The following is a 21,407-nucleotide window of genomic DNA, read 5'->3' as shown; positions in this document are numbered from 1 at the left end:
GCATTTGCCTCAGACATTTTGTTCGAGAATCGAACTGAAGACTCAACGAGCGGATGGGCTCACGTCACTCATGCGTTCGCAAGCACATTGATGAGACGTGAAGAGCAAGCGCAGGATCTAACTGGCTATGCACAAGCTGGCGAGATCCCGAAGGAACCGAGCACAAGGCTGGTATGGAAGGCCGTCCCAATCAGCCTTAAGGGGCGGGAAATCCGATTCGTGCGGCCCACCTTGGACCCATATTTCGCACCTTTCTATGGTGCCCATCAATTCCAGCACTGGCTTGTTTCAAACGGGCGCATCTTGCATGAAGGAAGCTCTGATGTTTTTCAGGTCTTGCGAGTAGAGCATGGGGGAATGCGAGACATCGCAGAGACGGCTTGTACGGCGATAACTTGTTACACAACCCAGTTTCGCTTCAATCAGAGAAGCGGTCGCTACGAAGCAGCATCTTGCCGTGCAAGCACGATTTCCAGCGGTTTTGATGCGGGTCCATGTACCTATAGCCGTCAGTGACAAGGCGGCGCGAAGCCGCCGCCATCCGAGGAGGAGCGTGCCAATGCATCGTCACAACGCTGTCGGCTCTCGCCGGGTCAAATTTTCTGGGCTATGAAATGAAAAGACTGCTTCCGCTCTTGTCGTGTCTCCCGCTTACTGCTTTCGCACTAGATGGTACGGGCTCAGTCGATTTCGATTCATCTATCATGCCGCTATTAAATCAGAACGCAGACTTAAGAGAACTCGTTCTCTGCAACTTCGATATCGTCAGCGATCCAATGGGAACGCGAATTGGAGACGTTCAATCGAAAGCTTTAGGGGGTTCGAGAATCGGGCCTTACTCGATGTGGGCAAACTGGCGCGGGAATTCAGGTTCAAAACCAGTAGTTCTGACGATAAACGCGCGTATAGATTTCATCGACTCGCGCGGCAGGAAGGTCAATGGAAATTTGCCTAAGGCAGTCCGCATTGAAGAGCATATCGATAGTGTGACGATACGACCTGCGGAACAAGGTCAACCGGAGTCCGTTCCGGAAGGACTAAAGCACGGCATAGATTTAAAGGCATGCTCGTCCAGATCTTCTGGGTCTTGAATCGTGAATAAAAGGATCTGTGCTCAAAGATTTATGGCTACGCTCGTCGGAGCGCTATTGATTCCGACCGCTCATGCGGATAGATCGGTCAGTTTTCACGGCGACATTGTTCCAATGCTCAGGCCGCGCGCTCAATTTGAACAGTTCATAACTGAAAACTTTTCAGTTACGGATACGGGATGGGGAGACAGGATAGATAGCGCGACAATGCCGCATATGGGCGGCGCTCGGATCGGACCGTATAAATTTCAAGCCGTGTGGCATAGCTCCCACGGTGACGTCCCAGTTACGTTGATAATCGACACGAAGATCCGATTTCTCGACAGACACCAGCACGAAATCGTGGGCGGTGATCTGCGCGAAACACGATCGGTCAGCGAAACGTTGGATTCTATCGAAATTGAACCGCCTCGCACCAATTCCGCCCGAAGTAAATGAAAGGTTCTTCGTAGCAGTCGCCGTCAATGTTTTTCAAGACGGTCTTATCTCGATTTAAAGCTGTTGACGTGGTCAGTTTCGATGGTTAAGTATCCCGACATCGCCTGAAAGTTCTTGAGGAATCCAATGGAGAAGCGGAATCACCGCCGCAGGTCGATATCAAATAAACATTGATACGTGGCGCGAAATGAGCGAAAAAAATGGGCTAAAGGATTTCAGCCCTCATACCCAAGACATTCTCGCCATCGAGATTCTTCGTTCGATTGGAGTAATTGGCTCGCTCAAATCTGGGGATATCAAAACTGCGTTGTCAGCCGCGTCCCGCAGATGGGCGGCTCTACCGCAGGGTAAAGGACTGCCGGGCCGCTATAAGCAGCCCTACGCTACCTATGAGGCATTTTCTTTGCCATACAAAAACTACGGTGGGACAATTGACTAGACTTTCGTCATCGTAGGCGATGGTCGCGATGAATCCTATCGCGGCGGCTCTAGCGCCGTGGGCGATCATGAAGCAATAGCGCCACCACCACCCGAAGCAAACAAAAGCCCCGACCACCTACCACATCCCAGCAGCCGGGGCTTTCTCACACCTCAGTTCATCAAAGCGAAGCAGCCGGCGCAAACACCTGCGACGCAACCTCATCCACCGCTTCGCGCGTCAGCTTGACGATCTCGTCGACATCACTGCGCGACGTCACCAGCGGCGGCGCAAAGCCGAGAATGTCGCCATGCGGCATCGCCCGCGCGATCAGTCCGCGCTGCATCGCGGCAGCCGACACACGCGGCCCGACCTTCAGCGCCGCATCGAACGGCGTGCGGAGATCCTTGTCGGCCATGAACTCCAGCGCGGCCAGCATACCCTCGCCGCGCACTTCGCCAACGAGCGGATGCGAGTCGAACGCCGCATGCAATTGCTGGAGCAGATAAGCGCCGGTTTGCGCCGCATTCTGCGTCAGGTTCTCGCGCTCCAGAATGTCGAGGTTGGCGAGCGCCGCGGCCGCGCAGATCGGATGGCCCGAATACGTCCAGCCATGCCCCAACGCGCCCGATTCCTGCGATGCCTTATCGATCACATCCCACACGCCTTCGCTGACGATCACGCCCGACAGTGGCGCGTACGCACTCGTCAAACCCTTCGCGACGGTGATCAGATCCGGCTGAATGCCGTAGTGCTGCGCGCCCATCTTCGAGCCGAGCCGGCCGAAGCCGCACACCACTTCGTCGCAGATCAGCAGAATGTCGTGCTTCTTCAGCACCTGCTGGATCGCCGGCCAGTAACCGGCCGGCGGCGGTACGATGCCGCCCGTGCCCATCACCGGTTCGCCGATGAAGGCCGCGATCGTATCAGCACCTTCGCGCGCGATCAGCTTTTCGAGTTCATCGACGCAGTATGCGACGAACTGCGTTTCGTTCATGCCCGCCGGCGCGCGGCGATACCAGTGCGGACACACGGTGTGCTTCACGCGCTCGACCGGCAGATCGAAGAACTGATGGAAGCTCGGCAAGCCCGTGAGACTACCGGTGACGATACCCGAGCCGTGATAGCCGCGGTCGCGCGAAATGATCTTCTTCTTGTTCGGGCGGCCCTTCACGTTGTTGTAGTACCAGACGAGCTTGATCTGCGTTTCGTTCGCGTCCGAACCCGACAAGCCGTAGTACACCTTCTTCATGCCCTTCGGCGACCAGTCGATAATGCGCGACGACAGCTCGATGATCGTATCGGTCGAGTGGCCGACATACGTGTGGTAGTACGCGAGCTTCTTCGCCTGCTCGTAAATCGCCTCTGCCACTTCGGTGCGGCCGTAGCCGATGTTCACGCAGTAAAGGCCGGCAAATGCATCGATAAACGACTTGCCTTGATGGTCCTCGATACGGATGCCCTTCGCGCCGGTCACGATCCGGCCCGGCAGCGCGCCGCTCGCGTGATCGTGCGCGTGCGTCGACGGATGCATGAAGTGTGCGCGATCGGCGCTCAGCAGTTGATCGAATTGAGTCATGGGTCGCTCCTTCGTGTGATGTCTTGATGAATGAATCAGTAGGTTCAGGCCGTTGCGTCCGTCGCCATCGCGTGTGCCGCGGCACGAGCGGGAGCGCTGTCGCTGACCGGCAAGCCGAGCTGGCCAAGGCAGAAATAACGTGTCTCGACGAACGGCTCGAAGCCTTCGACGCCGCCTTCGCGTCCAAGCCCCGACGACTTGATGCCGCCGAACGGAATCGGCGCGCCGGTAAACTTAGCGCCGTTGATGGACACCATCGCGAAGTCGAGTCGGCGGATCAGTTGAAACACAGTGTTCAGCTCTTTCGCGCAGACGTAGGCGGCTAGTCCGTACTCGGTGTCGTTCGCGCGTTCGACCACTTCGTCGAGCGAATCGAACGGCGTGACCGCCGAGATCGGCGCGAAGTTCTCTTCGTCATAGATGCGCATGCCGGGCGCAGCATCGGCCACCACGGTCGGCTCGAAGAACCAGCCGCCGCGCTCGTGCGCCGAGCCGCCCACCGTGATGCGCGCGCCCTTCTCGCGCGCGTCGGCGACGCGCTGCACGGTCGAGTCGAACGCGGCCTGGTGCATCAGCGGGCCCACGTCCACGTGCGGGTCGAATGCATTGCCCACTTTCAACGCCCTCACGGCATCGCTGTATTGCGCGACGAACGCTTCATACAACGAACGCGCGACGAAGATCCGGTTCGCCGCGCAGCAGTCCTGGCCCGAGGTCTGGAACTTCGCAGCAACCGCCACGCGCACGGCTTGTTCGAGGTCCGCATCTTCGGTCACGATGAAAGGCGCGTTGCCGCCCAGTTCGAGCGCGGTCTTCTTGATGCCTGCCTGCGCGGCCGTTTGCATCACCAGTGCACCGACGCGCGTCGATCCGGTGAAGCTGACCGAGCGCACGCGGCTATCGGAAACCAGCGTTTCCATCGCCATTTGCGGCTCGCCGAGCACCACATTGAACACGCCTGCGGGAAAGCCGGCTTCTTCGGCGAGTTGCGCGAGCGCGAGTGCGGAGAACGGCGTCTCGTGCGCGGGCTTCGCGACCACCGTGCAACCTGCGGCCAGCGCGGCAGCGGCCTTGCGCGTGAGCATCGCGCACGGGAAATTCCACGGCGTGATCAGTGCGGCGACGCCGACCGGCTCGATGATCGTGCCAAGATGCGCGCCATCGATATGCGTCGGAATCGTGCGCCCATTCAGGCGCCGCACTTCATGCGCGAACCATTCGACGAAGCTCGCGCCATACGCGATTTCGCCGCGCGCTTCGGCAAGCGGCTTGCCCTGTTCGAGCGACAGGATCGCAGCGAGATCCTGCTGATGACGCAGTATCAGTTCATGCCAGCGCAATAGCAGCGCCGAGCGTTTGGCGACCGGCACCCAGCGCCACGTGTCGAACGCGCGCTGCGCGGCATCGACTGCGGCGGTGATCTGCGCCGCGTCGAGCATCGGCACATGGCCGAGTACTTCCTGATTCGCGGGATTCTGCACTGCGACGCTCGCGGCGCTCGCGCTATGGACCCAGCGTCCATCCACGTAGCACAGCGATTTGAATAGGACCGGATGACCCAGCAACATGACGACCTCCTGTGTGCGATGTCTCTGCTATCACTGTAGGTCCTCGGGCACTGCGGATTTTTTTGTTGTCGCGGTTGGAAGACTGCGTTTTTTCTGCAATTCGCCGCGTGATTGATGTTTTTTCGGGCGGGACTTTTGACCGTATTTGGACCGCACTTATCGCGCCATTCAACCGTTCTCGCCAATCGATTGTTCCGCCCAATCAGGCAGTCCTTCGGCGCCGCTTTTCACCACCTTCGTGACGATATAAGTGAAGTACTTCTCGATGCCCAATTCGTCGGTGAGCAACGTATCGATGAAGCGCTGATAGTGGTCGATATCGCGCGACAGCACGTGGATCACATAGTCGACGCCGCCGCCAGTCGCGAGGCATTGCACGACTTCGGGCGCGGCCGCGATGCGCTCCTCGAAGCGCCGCATGTCCGGCGCGGTATGACGCGCTAGCGTCACCTCGACCACCACGCGGCTGCCTTTGAACGCGCGCACCCAATCGATATCCGCGCGATACCCGCGAATCACGCCCTCTTCTTCGAGGCGCTTCACGCGCTCCCATGCCGGCGAAATCGACAGATTGATTTCTTCGGCGAGGCGCGACTTCGTGATGCGTCCGTCGCGCGCGAGAATGCGCAGAATCGCGAGATCGTAGCGGTCGAATTTCATCGCGCGTTCAGACCGTTACCGGTATGCCACGTTCGAGCACGTCGGCGACCACCGCAACCGTATCGCCGATCCGCACGAGCCCCGGAAAATGCCGCGCGGCGAGCATGCCCGCGCGTCGCGCGCGATATTCGATCGGCGCGGCGCCGGTGCGATTCGCATCGTAAACCCGCGCGATCACCTCGCCGCTATCGACCATCTCGCCGAGGTCCTTGCACAATTCGAGCAGACCATCGTGCTCGCTCGTCGTGTAGCAGCTGCCATCGGGCATATCGAGCAGCGTGGTCGTGCGTGGCGCGTTACGGCTCGATTCGTCCTGCTCGATGATCCCCGCATGCTGCAGAAAGCCGCGCACACCACGCTCGGTAATCGCCACGCTCTGCACCGTTGCGGTGCCGCCGCCGCCAAGCTCGGTCGACACGAACACCTTGCCGGCTTCCTCGACGGCCGTGTCGTAGAGCCCGACGCTATCTAGCTCGAGCATCCGCATCGAGTACGGCGCGCCGAACGCACGCATCGCCGTTTCGCAGCGTGCCTGCTGCGTCGCGTCGGGCAGCACGTGAATCGCGGCGAACGGCACGAAGTCGAGCGTGCGGCCGCCCGCGTGCAGATCGAGCACATAGTCGGCGAGCGGCAGCAGATAGCGCTGAAAATAATCGGCGATCTTCTCGGTCACGGTGCCATCCGGCTTGCCCGGAAAGCTGCGATTCAGATTGCCGCGATCGATCGGCGACGTGCGCGTGCCCGCGCGAAACGCCGGAAAATTCATGAAGGGCACGATGATCACGCGCCCGCGTACGTCACTCGCCTTCAAGGTGGCGGCGAGCTTCGACAGCGCGATCGGCCCTTCGTATTCGTCACCGTGATTGCCGCCCGTTAGCAGCGCGGTCGGTCCCTCGCCGTTGCGGATCACGGTGATGGGGATCATCTCCGCGCCCCACGCGGAGACATCGTGAGAATGAGGCAGCTTCAGGAAACCATGCTGTTCGCCGTCGGCGTTGAAATCGACCGTCGGTTGAATCGGGGATGCCCGCATCTGTGCTACTCCTTCGTGAGCCGCTTGTGCGGCGTTTTACCGTTGATCGCGCGTCATTTCAGCGGCGCGCCGTTGCCAAATGTCGTCCCCGCCTTCGCGGCACGCGCGCGCTGCAAGGCGAGCGCGGCAATCGCGGTGTCCTGCGCGCCGGTTCCGGTCAGATCGCAGATCGTCACGTCGGTGTCGCTCGTGCGGCCCGCCGCCTGTTTGGCTATCACCTGACCCAATTCGACGATCGCCGCATCGTCACGCATCGTGCCCGCGGCAATCGCGTGATGCAGTTCGCCGAGCACCCGCGTCTGCTGCGCGCGGTCGCACACGTAGCGCGCCGCCGCGAGCGCGGCCGGCGCGATTTCGTTCTTGTGTTCGGCGTCCGAGCCCATCGCGGTGATGTGCAGGCCCGGATGCAGATCGGCGGCTTCGATGAGCGGCGTGCGGCTCGGCGTCGTCGTGATCGCCACGTCCGCTTCGGCGAGCGCGTCGTGAACGCTGGCCGCGACGTCGCAGCGCACGCCGAGCGTGTTGTTCGCTTCTGCTGAGAAACGTAGCGCGCTCGCCGCGTCGCGCGCCCACACCCGTACGAGTTCGACGCGGCGCACCAGCATCAGGGCGCGCAGTTGCAGGCGCGCCTGCTCACCCGCGCCGATCACCGCGACGTGCGGCGTGTTGGCTTTCGCGAGCCAGCGCGCCGCGACCGCGCCGGCGGCCGCCGTGCGTATCGCGGTCAGATAGCCGTTGTCGAGCAGCACCGCCTCGGTCAATCCGGTCTTCGCCGACAGCACCAGCATCAGGCCGTTCAGGCTCGGCAAACCAAGCGACGGGTTATCGAAAAAGCCCGGACTGACTTTGATTGCGAAGCTGTCGAGGCGCGGCAGCCATGCCGTCTTCACATCGACTTCGCCGTTATGCGCTGGCAGATCGAGCCGCAGGATCGGCGGCATCGCGACCGCTTCGGTCGCGAGCGCGACAAAGGCGGCTTCGATTTGGTCGATAGCCGCGAGATCGAGCGGCACGAGATTGCGAAGCTCGGCTTCGCCAAGGAGCGTGATCGAGGTCATGATGCGGTATGTGGGTTCGGTGGCGGTGCGGCTTGCGATGTTTCGTTGCCGACGATCCGCCGATGCAGATCCATATCGATGTTCGCGCCCGTCACGACGAGCACGAGCGGCCCGCGTGCGATGCGCTCAGCGGGCAGCGCGCGATCGAGCACCGCGGCAATCCCCACCGCCGCCGCGCCTTCGACGACGAGCCGTTCCTGCCGATACGCATGCGCGATACCGCGCGCGATCGACGCCTCATCCAGCAGCACGGTTTCGTCGATCAGATCGCGCGTCAGCGCGTACGTGTAGCGGTTTTCTAGTCCGATGCCGCCACCGAGCGAATCGGCCAGCGTATCGACTTCCTCGACCAGCACCGGCTGACCGACCGCGAGACTCGCGTGCATCGCGGCGCCGCGCGCCATCGTCACGCCGGTCAAACCGATCGCGGCACTCGTGCTTCTCGCGGCGAGCGCGATGCCGGCAAACAGCCCGCCGCCCGACAACGGCACGACGATGTTCGCGACGTCGGGCAAGGCCTCGACGATTTCGAGCCCGATCGTCCCTTGTCCAGCGATCACGCGCGGATCGTCGAATGGCGGCACGTAGGCATAACCTTCTTCGCGCGCGAGTCGCAATGCTTCGTGCTCCGCCTCGTCCTGGCTTTGGCCGGTAATCCGTACGTGCGCGCCGAGTGCGCGCACCGCATCGACCTTGTTGGCGGGCACGAGGCGCGACAGACACACGGTTGCGTCGATACCGAGCGCGCGCGCCGCATGCGCGAGCGCGCGGCCATGATTACCGGTCGATGCGGTCACCACGCGAGTGCAGCCCTGCTCGGCCAGTTGCGCGAGCGCATTGGTCGCGCCGCGCAGCTTGAAGCTGCCGGTCGGCTGCACGGTTTCGAGCTTCAGATAGACCGGCGTGCCGGCGTGCGCCGACAGGCTCGGTGATTCGACGAGCGGCGTACGGCACACGCGGCCGTCGATACGGCTGCGCGCGCGGTAAATGTCGGCTAACGACAGATCGGCTGACGATGGAACGGACATGCGCGAGGCCCTGCATCAAAGTGGTCGATTCGCTATTCGATGCGGGCACGGCTGTCGCAGATAAACGCAGTGATTCGCGGCCGCATCGTTTTCCATGCAGCCCAGTCTAGTGTTCTAAAAAAGGATTTCTATTGTCCTAGTTCATTTCGGTCAGAGTGCACGCAATTCGCGCACCCGCGCGATCAGGTGAAGTCGTGCACCTGCGGGTATTGCTCGAACACATCGTGCATCGTTTCGAGCGCGGTTTTGTAGGTGTCTTCGCTAACCTCGGCGCCGACGCAAACGCGCACCGCATTAGGCCGGTCCGCGTCGCGCACGAGGAATGGATCGGGCGACGTCACCGCGATGTCGCGGTTGCGCAGTTCGCGCACCAGCCGGTCGGTGCGCCAGTGATCGGGCACCCGCAACCATGCCGACAATGCCTGCGGATGCGCGCCCAGGACATATTTACCGAGCGTCTGCTGCAATTGCGCCTGACGCCGCCCGAGCCGTTCACGCTGAATTTCGACGAGCCGCGCGGCCGTGCCGTCGACGATCCAACGCGTGGCGATCTCGGCCATCGGCGGGGTCGCCATCCAGCTGCTCACGCGCAGCACGCTCTCGGCGCGCAGCGCGAGCCGGCGCGGCGTCGTCAGATAGCCGATGCGCAAACCGGCCATCACCGACTTCGTCAAGCTCGTGCAGTAGAACGACAGATCGGGAATCAGGCTCGAAATCGGCGTGGAATGTTTGGCGGGCAACGGGCCGTACACGTCGTCCTCGATCACGTAGACGCCGTAGCGTTCGGCGATTTTCGCAATCGCGCGACGCCGCGAATCGGGCATCAGCGCGACGGTCGGGTTGTTCAGCGTCGGCGTGCAGACGAGCGCGGAGATGCGCTCGCTGTCGCACATCTCCTCGAAGTGTTCGGGGTGTATGCCGTACTCGTCGATTTCGAGGCCCTTCAGCGTGAAGCCGAGCACGTTGGCCGAACCTATCACGCCGTGATCCGTCAGGCTTTCGCACAGCACGGTGTCGCCCGGTCCCACCAGCGAAGCAAGCGCGAGAAAGATGCCGTGCGCGGCGCCGTTGGTGACGAGCAGCGTATCGGCCGAAGCCGGCATGCCGAGCGACGCGAGCCACGCAATGCCCGCCTGGCGATGATGCTCGAAGCCCGCGATCGGCCGGAACGCGCGAATCCACGGCTGATCGTCGAGCGTCGAGAGCGTCGCGCAGACCTTGCGCCACATCGCATCGTGCTCGGAGGTGTGAATGATGCGCGCGATCGAAAAATCGACCACCGAGCGCTCGGCCGTATCGAGCATGTAGCTCGACATCGTTTCGGTGACGCGCGCCGCGACGAAGCTGCCGCGCCCTACCTCGCAGCGGATCAGCCCTTGCCGCTCCAGTTCCTTGTATGCGTTGGTCACGGTCTGCACGCTGATCGCGAGTTCGGCGGCGACGTCGCGCTGCGGCGGCAGGCGCGCGCCCGGCGGCAGCGACGTGTTCTCGATGTCGCCGGCAATCGCCTTGACCAGCCGCTTGTATTTCGACTCCACGCCGTGCACCGCGCGCACGGCCTCGCGCCATTGCTCGATCACCGTTGCTCCTCCGTTTATCGCGACGCCGGCTCCGTTTGAAGTCGTGTCGTCTTGCCTGATCTCCAATAGTGAGGCAAAAACGGGGCGGAAAATAATTGTCCTAGAGCAATTGGGGCGAAAAAATGTGGGGCGGGATGCAGGCGATTTTTTGGTTCATCGCCTGAGCACAGTCACGGCGGGAAATCGCGTCAGATACTGAACGTCTCGACTGGCGAAGGTAGTTGTGTTCCCCCGCGCTACAGCAACCCCGCAAAATGCATCAGCACAAAAACGATCGCCCCTCCCGCGATCAGCACCAATGCATTGATACGCGTCCTCATCACGAGCACGGTCGCGATGGCCGCGGTGAGCCACGCAATCCATCCGCCTTCGAGGTCCTTGATCAGCACATAGACGGCCGCGAGAATCAGCCCGGCGGCCACGGGGCGCAGCCCAGCCTGCAACGCATTCAGCCAGCGCGCGCCTTCGTGTCGATTCCACACGTGCACGACGCCATACATCAGAAACGCCGTTGGCCCGAAAAGCGCAACGGTTGCGACGAGCGCGCCGCCGACGCCGCCGACCTGATAGCCGATCAGCGTCGCAAGCAACGAGCCGGGACCGGGCGCGAGCCGCGCGATCGCGAAGTCGCTGAGAAATTGCGCATGGGTCATCCAGTGATGCACGTCGACGACCTGGCGTTGCACTTCGGGGATGATCCCCTGCCCGCCACCGACGGTGACGAGCGACAGCGGCGCGAAAACCGAAAACAGCGCGATAAGAGTTCTGAGCACGGCGGAAGCTTTAGTGGGTTTGACTTGTGCGACAAAAGCCGATCAGGGCTGGCGCGCCTCGCGCACGTACTCGTAGCCAACGCTCAACGCGCCGGCGATCAGCACGGTCCACACCAGCGACACGCGAAACACCGCGGCGGCCGCGAACGTCGCGAGCAGCACCAGATAGGGAAACACGCGGCGCGGCAAGCGGCGCGCCGCGGTGATCGCCATCGACAGCGACAGCCCGATCGCACCGGCCGCGGCGCCAGCGAGCGCAATATGCGTGAGCGGAAACGACGCGATCGCCGAAAAGAACGCGCCCAGCAGAATGATCACGACGGCGGCCGGAAAAATGATGCCAAAAAATCCCGCGACGGCGCCGCGCCAACCGAGCAGCCGGTAACCGATCCAGATCGCCAGATTCTTCACGTTGACGCCGGGCAGCGCCTGCGACAACGCGAGGCCGTTGAGAAATTCGTCTTCGCTCATCCAGTGCCGGTCGTGCACGAACTCGCGCATGAACCAGCCGCTCAAGCCGCCGCCAAAACTCGTCAGACCGATGCGAGCGAAGATCAGAAAGAGGCCCAGCGAGGTCACATCGCGAGGCGGTGTGTGGTGTGGCGCGTCATCTTCGGGTGCCGATACCGGGCCGCTGACGTGGTGCCCGTGGATGCCTTTGGCCAATTGCTCGTCCTTAGTCGTTTTGATCGTGCCGCGCTTGCCGCGCGCCCGGCATGATAGCCGCAGATGTCCCCGCTGACGCAGCCGATGGAGCAGACGCAGCCGACGGCGAGGAAGCCGCAGACGCAGCCGGCGATGCAGCCGCCGCCGGATGCCGCGGATCATGCAGCTCACCGGTCGACCACCCGCCGCCCAGATCGCCAAACAACGACGCCGCGTGCAGCAAGCGGGATTCCTGCACGTTCAGCGCGGTCTGCCGCGTGGTCAGCTGCGTCGCTTGCGCGGTCGCGACCGTCGTGTAATCGACGGTGCCCGCCTGGTACTCGTTGAACGCGATCTCCGCGCCTCGGTCCGCATCGCGCACCGCCGTTTCGAGCACGTCCGCCTGCTCGGCGAGAATGCGCAGGCCGGACAGATCGTCCTCGACGTTCTGGAACGCGCCCAGCACCGTGCCGCGATAGTTGGCAACGGCCGAGTCGTAGGCCGCCTTCGCCGCATCGACGTTGGCGCTGCGCAGGCCGCCGTCGAACAGCGTCTGGGTCGCGCTGCCGCCGAGCGACCACACATAGTTCGCGACCTTCAGCAGACCGGACAGCGGCGACTGCGTGAAACCCGCCGCGGCCGACAGCGAGATGTCCGGGTAATACGCGGCCACCTCGACACCGATCGCCGCATTCTGCGCGGCCATCTTGCGTTCGGCGGCGGCGATGTCGGGCCGGCGTTCGAGCAGCGTCGACGGCACGCCGACCGGCACCGACGGCAGCGCCGGCATCGCGGTGCTATGCGTGATCGACAGCTCCTCCGGGTTCTTGCCGACCAGCACCGCGATCGCATGCGCTTGCTGCGCGCGCGCGACGCCGAGCGCGATCAGATCGGACTTCGCGGTATTCAACTGGCTGCGCGCGGTGATCACGTCGCTCGGCGGAATGGTGCCCGCGCGATCCTGCTCGGTGACGACGTCGAGAGAATGCTGATATGCGACGACCGTTTGCTGCAGCAGGTCGATGTTCGCGTCGCTGGTGCGCAATTCGATGATCGCCGTTGCGAGCGCGACCTGCTCGGAGAGCGTCGCATTCGCGAGCGTCGCTTCGCTCGACTGCGCGCTCGCGGCGTTTTCCTCGACGGTGCGGCGCACCTGACCCCACAGGTCCGGCGCCCAGCTCACGTTGCCTTCCAGCGAACCCGAATTGACGATGCGCGTCGACGTACCATTGACGAAGCTTCCCGCTGCACTGACCGAACCGCTGCTCGCGCGTTCGCGCGTCGCCGAGCCGGTTGCGCCGATCGTCGGGAACAGCGCCGCGTGCGCGGCGCGCACTTCGGCGAGCGCTTGCTGGTAGTTCGCGTAGTCCGCGCGCACGGTCTGGTTCGACACCGCGACGAGCGGTTCGAGTTCGTCGATCAGCGGATCGTTGAACGAGGTCCACCACGTGCCCTTCGGGCCGGTCGCGTTCGGCTCGGCCTGGGTCCAGCCCGGCAGCTCCGAGTACGTGGCGGGCACGCTGACCTGCGGCCGGTGATATTCCGGGCCGACCATGCAGCCGGCGTTGAACAGCGCGAGCAGCGCGACGGCGAGCGTCGCGACGCCCGGCAACCCGGCGCGCGGCCCCGTCATTCGTTCAGAAGAAATCTTCATCGTCATGCCTTCGTACCCGGTTGTCCCGGCGTCGCGTCGCGGTTCCAGCGCAGCCCCGCGGACCATCTGACCAGCCGTGCGCGCAGGCGGTCGAGATACAGATAAATCACCGGCGTCGTATAGAGCGTGAACATCTGGCTCAGAATCAGCCCGCCCATCACCGTGATACCGAGCGGCTGGCGCAGCGAGCCGCCCTGGCCGATGCCGATCGCGAGCGGCACCGCGCCGAGCACGGCCGCGAACGTCGTCATCATGATCGGCCGCAGACGGATCAGCGCGGCCGCGTGGATCGCGTCGCGCGCGGGCATCCGGTCGTGGCGCTGCAACTGGATCGCGACGTCGACCATCATGATGCCGTTCTTCTTGACGATACCGATCAGCAGGATGATGCCGATCATCGCGATCACCGAGAACGGCGTGCCGAAGATCAGCAGCGCGAGCGTCGCGCCGATGCCCGCGGACGGCAGCGTCGACAGGATCGTCAGCGGGTGGATCGAGCTTTCGTACAGCACGCCGAGCACGATGTAGACGACGCCGAGCGCCGCGAGAATCAGCAGCGGCACCACGCCCAGCGACTGCGAATAGGCCGCCGCCGCGCCCGCGAACGAGCCGTGAATGCTCGCGGGCATGCCGATGTCGCGGATCGTCTCGTTGATCGCCGCGCCTGCCTGGCTCAACGACCCGCCGGCCGGCAGGTTGAACGAGATCGTCGCGGCGACGAGCCCGCTCTGGTGGTTCACCTGCGTCGACGTATGGCTGTTCCTGTACGACGTCAGCACCGAAAGCGGCACCATCGTTTCGGCAGCCGTACTATCTGCGCTGCCGGTCGAGCTGCCGCCCTTGCTATTGGCGATGCTGTTGTTGGTCGCGTTCGACTGCGCGTCCGAGTTGCGCGAGTTCGTGTTCGACGATGCGCTGGCCGTGGTCGCGCGAGTCGTCGCCGACACCGTGCCATGCGGCATCTGCGTCGCGGCCGTGCCGGCCGGATTACCCGCGGACGCGCTCAGATAGATCTGGCTCAGCGTCTCCGGATACTGCCAGTACTCGGGCGCGACCTCCATCACCACGAAGTACTGGTTCAGCGGGTTATAGATCGTCGACACGGTGCGCTGGCCGAACGCGTCGTACAGCACATTGTCGATCTGGTTCGGCGCGAAGCCAAAGCGCGCGGCGGTCGCGCGATTGATCGTCAGGTAGGTCTGCAGGCCGTTCTGCTGCAAGTCGGAGTTCACGTCGAGCAGCCGCCCTCGCTCCTTCGACAATGCGACGACGAGTTTCGGCGTCCACGCGAACAGTGCGGCGGAATCGTCGCTCGTCAGCGTGTACTGGTACTCGGCCGCCGATTGCCGCCCGCCGATGCGCAAGTCCTGCTGCGCCTGCAGAAAGAGCCGCGCGCCCGACACTTCGTCGAGCTTCGGACGCAGGCGGTTCACGACCTGGGTGGCCGTCGCGTGCCGCTGCGATAGCGGCTTCAACTCGATGAACACGTTCGCGGTATTGAGCGCGCGTCCGCCGGTAAAGCCCGCGACCGACTGCACCGCCGGATCTCTCTGCACGATCGACTGCAACTGCGCGAGCTTCTTCTGCATCGCGGTGAACGAAATGCTCTGATCAGCGATGATCTGCCCGATCACGATGCCGGTGTCCTGCTCGGGAAAGAAGGTGGCGGGCACCAGCTTCAGCATGAACACGTTGCCAACCAGCAGCGCGAACAGGAGCAGGATCACCAGCAGCGAATGATCCAGCACGGCCGTCAGCGAGCGCGCATAGACATCCTTGAAGCGATCGAACTGCCGCTCGATCCACTGCGCCCAGCGCGCTTTCGAATGACCCGTGTTGTCGCGGCTCAGCACGTACGCGCACATCGCGGGGGTGACCGTCAGCGAGATCACCAGCGAGATCAGGATCGCGATCGACAGCGTGATCGCGAACTCATGAAACATCAGTCCGACGATGCCCGGAAACAGAATGATCGGCAGAAACACCGCGATCAGCGACAGACTCATCGAAATCACCGTGAAGCCGACTTCGCCCGCGCCCTTCACCGCGGCCTCTTTCGGACTCAGTCCCAGCTCCATGTGCCGCACGACGTTTTCGAGCACGACGACCGCGTCGTCGACGACGAAGCCGGTGCCGATGGTCAGCGCCATCAGCGACAGGTTGTCGATGCTATAGCCGAGCAGATACATCGGCCCAAAGGTACCGACGATCGACAGCGGCAACGCGACCGCCGGAATCAGCGTGGCGCGCGGCGACTGCAGGAAGATGAACACGACGCCGACCACCAGCAGCACCGCGATGAACAGCGTGCGCTCGGTATCGCCGACCGACGACGTGACCGACTGCGAGCGATCGATCGCGACATCCACGTGCACGCTGCTCGGCAACGTCGCTTCGATCGCCGGCAGTACGTTGCGGATCTGCTGCACGGTGCTGACCACGTTGCTGCCCGGCATCGGATAGACGATCACCAGAATCGCCGACTTGCCGTTGAAAAGCCCGGCATTGCGGATATTTTCGTTCGAGTCGCGCACCTGGGCGACGTCGCGCAACTTCACCGGCGCGCCGTCGCGATACGCGACCACGAGGTCGCGATACGGCGCCGCGTGCGTGATCTGATCGTTCGAGGTGACCACGTAGCGCTGATCGCCGACGTCGATATGCCCCTTCGCGCTGTCGGCATTGGCCGCGCTGATCGCCGCGCGCACGTCTTCCATGCCGATGCCGTAGCTATTGAGCTTGCCCGGCTGCAACTCGACGCGCACGCTCGGCAACGCGCCGCCGCCGAGCGTGATCTGGCCGACGCCCTGCACCTGCGACAACTGCTGCTGGATCACCGAATCGGCGGAGTCGTAGAGTTGCGCTTTGGTCAGCGTGTCCGAGGTCAGCGACAGCACCACGATCGGCGCGTCGGCCGGGTTGTACTGGCGGTAGCTCGGATTGCTGCGCAGCGTGGTGGGCAGATCGGCGCGCGCGGCCTGGATCGCCGCCTCGACGTCGCGCGCGGCGCCATTGATGTCGCGCTTCAGACCGAACTCGACGATGATCATCGACGAGCCGACGTAGCTGATCGAGGTCAGCTCCTCGACATCGGCGATCGTCGCGAGCCGCCGTTCGAGCGGCTCGGCCACCGTCGACGCCATGATGTTCGGGCTCGCGCCGGCCATGTTGGCCTGCACGACGATCACTGGAAACGCGATGTTCGGCAGCGGCGCGACCGGCATGCGGAAATAGGCGAGCGTGCCGGAGATCAGGATCGCGATCGCGAGCAGCGTCGTCGCGACCGGTCGCCGGATGAAGAGCGCCGGGATGTTCACCGCGTGCCCTCCGCGCCGCCTGCGTTGCGCTTAGCGCGCTCGGCGCGCCAGCGGTTCACGCGCGTGGCCATCCGGTCGAAGAACAGATAGATCACCGGCGTGGTGAACAGCGTCAGCACCTGGCTCAGCGTCAGACCGCCGATGATCGCGAGGCCGAGCGGGCGGCGCAGTTCCGAACCGGTGCCGGTGCCGAGCAGCATCGGCAGCGCGCCGAGCATCGCCGCGAGCGTGGTCATCAGGATCGGGCGGAAACGCAGCAGCGACGCCTCGAAGATCGCCTCGCGCGGCGCCTTGCCGTGATTGCGTTCGGCGTCGAGCGCGAAGTCGACCATCATGATCGCGTTCTTCTTGACGATGCCGATCAGCAGCACGATACCGATGATGCCGATCACGTCGAGATCCATCCCGGCGAGCATCAGCGACAGCAATGCGCCGATGCCCGCCGACGGCAGCGTCGACAGGATCGTGACCGGATGGATGAAGCTCTCGTACAGCACACCGAGCACGATATACACGGCAACGAGCGCGGCGATCAGCAGGTAGACCTCGCTCGATAGCGAATCCTCGAACGCCGCGGTCGCGCCTTGCAGCGACGACGTGATCGACGGCGGCAGGTCGATCGCCTGCTCGGCCTGGTGAATATCCTTGACCGCGGTGCTCAGCGACGCGCCCTTCGCGAGATTGAACGAGATCGTCACCGACGGGAACTGCGCAAGGTGACTGATCACGAGCGGGGCCTTCCTGATCTCGATCTTCGCGATGCCGGACAGCGGCACCTGACCCGTGCTGCTGGTCTGGCTCGGCAGATACAGATTGCCGATCGATTGCACGGTCGGCATCGACTCCGGCTTCGCGACCAGAATCACGCGGTACTGGCTCGACTGCTCGAAGATCGTCGACACGATGCGCTGGCCGAGCGCGTCGTACAGCGCGTTGTCGATCGTCGCGGGCGTGATGCCGAAGCGCGCGGCCAGTTGCCTGTTCACTTCGACGTTCACGCTGAGGCCGTCGGTGTTGAGGTCGCTCTGCACGTCGGACAGCGACGGAATCTGCTTCAGACGCGCGACGAGTTCCGGCACGTACTTCTGGAACGCCTGCTGGCTCGGTCCACGCAACACGAAGCTGTACTGGTTCGGCGACACGGTCGTGTCGAGTGTCAGGTCCTGCTCGGGCTGCATGAAAAGCTTCACGCCCGGCACATGCGCGACTTCCTGCGCGAGCCGGCGCGCGATTTCCTGCGCGTTGTCTGAACGCTTGTCCTTGTCGCGAAGATTGATCAGGAAGCGGCCGTTGTTCAGCGTCGCGTTGGTGCCGTCGATGCCAACGTACGACGTCAGCGACACCACGTCCGGGTCCTTCAGGACCGCATCGGCGAGCGCGCTCTGCCGCTTCACCATCGCCGCGTACGACACCGAGTTGTCGGCGACGCTGATGCCCTGGATCACACCGACGTCCTGCACCGGAAATAGCCCCTTCGGAATCACCACATACAGGATGCCGGTCAACACGACGGTGGCGACCGCGACCATCAGCGTCAGCGTCTGATGGTCGAGCACCCAGCGCAGGCCACGCTCGTAGGCAGCAAGCGTCTTGTCGAACAGACGCTCGCTGATGCGCTCGAAGCGGCTCGGATGCCGCTCGGCCTGCGCGCGCAGCATCCGCGCGCACAGCATCGGCACCACCGTCAGCGACACGACCGCCGAAATCACGATCGTTACCGCGAGCGTCACCGCGAACTCGCTGAACAGGCGCCCGATCACGCCGCCCATGAACAGCAGCGGAATCAGCACCGCGATCAGCGAAATCGTCAGCGACAGAATCGTGAAGCCGATCTGCCCCGCGCCTTCGAGCGCGGCTTCGAGCGGCGACATGCCCTCTTCCAGATAGCGCACGATGTTCTCGATCATCACGATCGAGTCGTCGACCACGAAGCCGGTCGCAATGATCAACGCCATCAGCGACAGGTTGTCGATCGAATAGTTGAGCTGGTACATCACCGCGAGCGTGCCGATCAGCGAGACCGGTACCGAGATGCTCGGAATCACAGTGGCGGGCACGTTGCGCAGGAACACGAAGATCACCGCGACGACCAGCACGATCGCGAGAATCAGCTCGAACGCGGCGTCCGCGACCGACGCGCGAATCACGCCGGTACTGTCCGACACCACCGTCACTTTCATGCCGGCCGGCAGCGTCGATTCGAGCTGCGGCAGCACCTTCATGATCTGATTGACCGTCTGGATCACGTTCGCGCCGGGCTGGCGCTGCACGTTCAGCACGATCGCGGGCGAGCCGTTGTACCACGCGCCGCGCTCGACGTCCTGCGCGGCCTGGCTCACCCGCGCGACGTCGCGCATGTAGACCGGCGAGCCGTTCTGATAGGCGATCACCGTGTCCAGATAGTCTTTCGGGTCGGTGATCTGATCGTTGCCGTTGATCGTGTAGTCGAGATCGGGGCCGTCGAAATTGCCCTTCGGCTGACTCACGTTCACGTAGCTGAGCAGCGTGCGCAGATCGTCGATATTGAGGCCGTAGGCGGCGAGCTTGTGCGGGTCGGCCTCGACGCGGATCGCGGGCACGTTGCCGCCGCTCGTCGTCACGACGCCGACCCCCGACACCTCCGAGATCTTCGTGCCGAGGCGATTGTTCGCGACGTCCTCGAGCTGCGTCAGCGACATCGACTTCGACGTGACCGCGAGCGTCAGAATGGGCTGGTCGGCGGGATTGACCTTCGCGTACGTCGGCGGCGCCGGCAGGCCCGATGGCAGATAGCTGTTCGCCGCGTTGATCGCCTGCTGCACGTTCTGCTCCGCGATGTCGAGGTTCAGCGACAGATCGAACTGCAGCGTGATCACCGACGCGCCGTCCGAGCTGTACGAGGTCATCTGCTGCAGGCCCGGAATCTCGCCGAGCTGCACTTCGAGCGGCGCCGTCACGGTGGTCGCCATCACCGTCGGGCTCGCACCCGGATAGAAGGTCTGCACCTGAATCGTCGGATAGTCGACGTTCGGCAGCGACGACACCGGCAGCACGCGCATCGCGATCAGACCGATGAGCACGAGCGCGATCATCAACAGCAGCGTCGCGACCGGGCGAAGTATGAACAGGCGGGAAATGTTCATCGGCGCGGCGGTCCGTTACGACGAAGCGGCTTCTGACGCGGCCGCCGCGGGCGATGCCGCCGCGCTCGACGCCGGCGCTCCTTCGGACGCCGCGGCGGGCGCCTTCGGGCCGGCGGCGGCCGCGCCGCTTGCCGCGGCGGCGGACTTCTGATGCGCCGGCTGGATCTTCGCGCCGTCGTTCAGACGATCCGTACCGTCCGTCACGACCTGGTTGCCGGCCGCGAGACCCGACTCGATCACCGTATTCCTGCCGTCGCTCGGGCCCAGCTTGACCTTGTGCACGGACACAGTGCTGTCCGGATTGACCAGATAGACGAAGTCGCCCGGCGCGCCGGACTGCACCGCGGCGGTCGGCACGAGCACCGCGTTCTGCATCGTGTCGACGAGCAGCTTCACGTTGACGAACTCGTTCGGGAACAGCGCTTCGTCGTCGTTCGCGAAGGTCGCGCGCAACGTCACGGTGCCGGTCGCGGTCGCCATCTGGTTGCTGACCGCGTACAGCGTGCCGGTCGCGATCTCGCGCGAATTGTCGCTCGAATACGCGGTGACCGGCAGCTTCGCGCCGGTGGACAGACGCTGCACGATCGACGCGAGCGAATCCTGCGGCACCGTGAACTGCACCGTGGTCGGCTTCACGGTCGTGATGACGACGATGCCGGTCGTCGACGATGCGGTCACGTAGTTGCCCGGATCGACGAGCCGCAAGCCGACCTTGCCCGCGATCGGCGCGGTGATACGGCAATACGCGAGGTCGAGATCGAATTGGGCGATGTTGGCGAGATCGACCTTCACCGCCGCTTCGTCCTGCTGCACGAGAAACTGCTGATCCGCGTAGGTCTGCTGCGCGATCGACTTGCGCTCGTTCAGCTGCGTATAGCGCTCGAGATCGGCGCGCGCCTGCGCGAGCAAAGCGCGGTCTTTCGCGAGCGTCGCCTGCGCCTGCTGCTTGCTGATCTGATACTGGCGCGGATCGATCTGCGCGAGGAACTGTCCTTTTTGCACCTCCTGCCCTTCGTGATAGCCGACCTCGGTCAGATAGCCGCTCAGCTGCGGCAGCACGGTCACGGTCGCGATCGGAATGACGGTGCCGAGCTCGCTCAGCGTGACCGGCATCGAACCGAGCGTCGCCTGCGCAACGGTGACGACGATCGCCGCGTTCTCGCGCGCTGGCTTCTTGCGCGTCAGCAGATGAACCACGACGAGCGCGACCAGCACGAGCAGGACAACCGCGAAGATGATGAGCCCGCGTCGCGAGCGCTTTGGCGGCGGGGACACGGTTTCGCTCATGTTGATCTCCGGGAACGGATATTGGTGTCGAGATTCGGCTGGAAGCTCGTCCTCTGACGGGACTGCGCAAAAGTGACACGGTTCGCGCGCGTTGTCATCAGTCGAAGCCCTCGGGTCCTGTTGTTATGAAGACGTAAGAAAGCGGGACGCGACTTT

General features: G+C 63.6%; 15 protein-coding genes. 2 read left to right on the top strand and 13 right to left on the bottom strand.

The features are described 5' to 3' along the window. Positions 1-1,124 precede the first annotated feature (1,124 nt). Both AB3X96_RS11390 and AB3X96_RS11385 read left to right on the top strand, forming a co-directional pair. Positions 1,125-1,529, top strand: coding sequence for a hypothetical protein (locus AB3X96_RS11390; RefSeq protein WP_368589786.1), 405 nt, complete (start codon positions 1,125-1,127; stop codon positions 1,527-1,529). Positions 1,530-1,650: 121 nt separating this feature from the next. Beyond that, a complete protein-coding gene (locus AB3X96_RS11385) occupies positions 1,651-1,968 on the top strand; it encodes a glycoside hydrolase family protein (protein ID WP_368589821.1) in 318 nt (105 codons plus the stop codon). 160 nt (positions 1,969-2,128) lie between these two features. Here the strand turns inward: AB3X96_RS11385 and AB3X96_RS11380 are convergent, their stop codons facing one another. The 13 genes from AB3X96_RS11380 to AB3X96_RS11320 form a co-directional block, all read right to left on the bottom strand. Further along, positions 2,129-3,526 carry an aspartate aminotransferase family protein gene (locus AB3X96_RS11380; protein ID WP_368589785.1) on the bottom strand — a complete coding sequence of 466 codons (1,398 nt, stop codon included), beginning with the start codon at positions 3,524-3,526 and terminating at the stop codon, positions 2,129-2,131. A gap of 44 nt (positions 3,527-3,570) precedes the next feature. Further along, a complete protein-coding gene (locus tag AB3X96_RS11375) occupies positions 3,571-5,094 on the bottom strand; it encodes an NAD-dependent succinate-semialdehyde dehydrogenase (protein WP_368589784.1) in 1,524 nt (507 codons plus the stop codon). Positions 5,095-5,262: 168 nt separating this feature from the next. Then, positions 5,263-5,754: an Lrp/AsnC family transcriptional regulator gene (locus AB3X96_RS11370; RefSeq protein WP_368589783.1), complete on the bottom strand. Its 492-nt coding sequence runs from the start codon at positions 5,752-5,754 to the stop codon at positions 5,263-5,265. 7 nt (positions 5,755-5,761) lie between these two features. Next, positions 5,762-6,787: a N(2)-acetyl-L-2,4-diaminobutanoate deacetylase DoeB gene (gene doeB / locus AB3X96_RS11365; protein WP_368589782.1), complete on the bottom strand. Its 1,026-nt coding sequence runs from the start codon at positions 6,785-6,787 to the stop codon at positions 5,762-5,764. A gap of 53 nt (positions 6,788-6,840) precedes the next feature. After that, positions 6,841-7,845: a cyclodeaminase gene (locus AB3X96_RS11360; RefSeq protein ID WP_368589781.1), complete on the bottom strand. Its 1,005-nt coding sequence runs from the start codon at positions 7,843-7,845 to the stop codon at positions 6,841-6,843. Then, positions 7,842-8,873 carry a hydroxyectoine utilization dehydratase EutB gene (eutB, locus tag AB3X96_RS11355; protein ID WP_368589780.1) on the bottom strand — a complete coding sequence of 344 codons (1,032 nt, stop codon included), beginning with the start codon at positions 8,871-8,873 and terminating at the stop codon, positions 7,842-7,844. Before eutB ends, AB3X96_RS11360 begins: the two co-directional genes overlap by 4 nt. Positions 8,874-9,055: 182 nt before the next feature. After that, positions 9,056-10,453 carry a PLP-dependent aminotransferase family protein gene (locus tag AB3X96_RS11350; RefSeq protein ID WP_368589779.1) on the bottom strand — a complete coding sequence of 466 codons (1,398 nt, stop codon included), beginning with the start codon at positions 10,451-10,453 and terminating at the stop codon, positions 9,056-9,058. Between the two features lie 236 nt (positions 10,454-10,689). After that, complete coding sequence (locus AB3X96_RS11345; RefSeq protein ID WP_368589778.1) at positions 10,690-11,226, bottom strand: chromate transporter; 537 nt, start codon at positions 11,224-11,226, stop codon at positions 10,690-10,692. Between the two features lie 42 nt (positions 11,227-11,268). Beyond that, the gene (locus AB3X96_RS11340; protein WP_176106903.1) at positions 11,269-11,892 is read right to left on the bottom strand and encodes a chromate transporter; all 624 of its coding nucleotides are present in this window, start codon (positions 11,890-11,892) and stop codon (positions 11,269-11,271) included. 10 nt (positions 11,893-11,902) lie between these two features. Then, positions 11,903-13,531 (bottom strand): efflux transporter outer membrane subunit, encoded by a 1,629-nt coding sequence (locus tag AB3X96_RS11335; protein ID WP_368589777.1) that lies wholly within the window; start codon positions 13,529-13,531, stop codon positions 11,903-11,905. Then, positions 13,528-16,842, bottom strand: a complete 3,315-nt coding sequence (locus AB3X96_RS11330) for an efflux RND transporter permease subunit (protein WP_368589776.1) — start codon at positions 16,840-16,842, stop codon at positions 13,528-13,530. Before AB3X96_RS11330 ends, AB3X96_RS11335 begins: the two co-directional genes overlap by 4 nt. Further along, entirely contained in the window at positions 16,839-19,964 is a 3,126-nt protein-coding gene (locus tag AB3X96_RS11325) for an efflux RND transporter permease subunit (RefSeq protein ID WP_368589775.1), read from the bottom strand. Before AB3X96_RS11325 ends, AB3X96_RS11330 begins: the two co-directional genes overlap by 4 nt. 15 nt (positions 19,965-19,979) lie before the next feature. Beyond that, on the bottom strand, positions 19,980-21,251 hold the full coding sequence (locus tag AB3X96_RS11320) for an efflux RND transporter periplasmic adaptor subunit (protein ID WP_368589774.1): 1,272 nt from the start codon (positions 21,249-21,251) through the stop codon (positions 19,980-19,982). Between the last annotated feature and the right edge of the window lie 156 nt (positions 21,252-21,407).

This window comes from Paraburkholderia sp. BR13439 (assembly GCF_040948805.1).
Classification (GTDB): domain Bacteria; phylum Pseudomonadota; class Gammaproteobacteria; order Burkholderiales; family Burkholderiaceae; genus Paraburkholderia; species Paraburkholderia youngii.
Note: the sequence above shows the minus strand (reverse complement) of the source record. Positions and strands in the feature narration are given on the sequence as shown.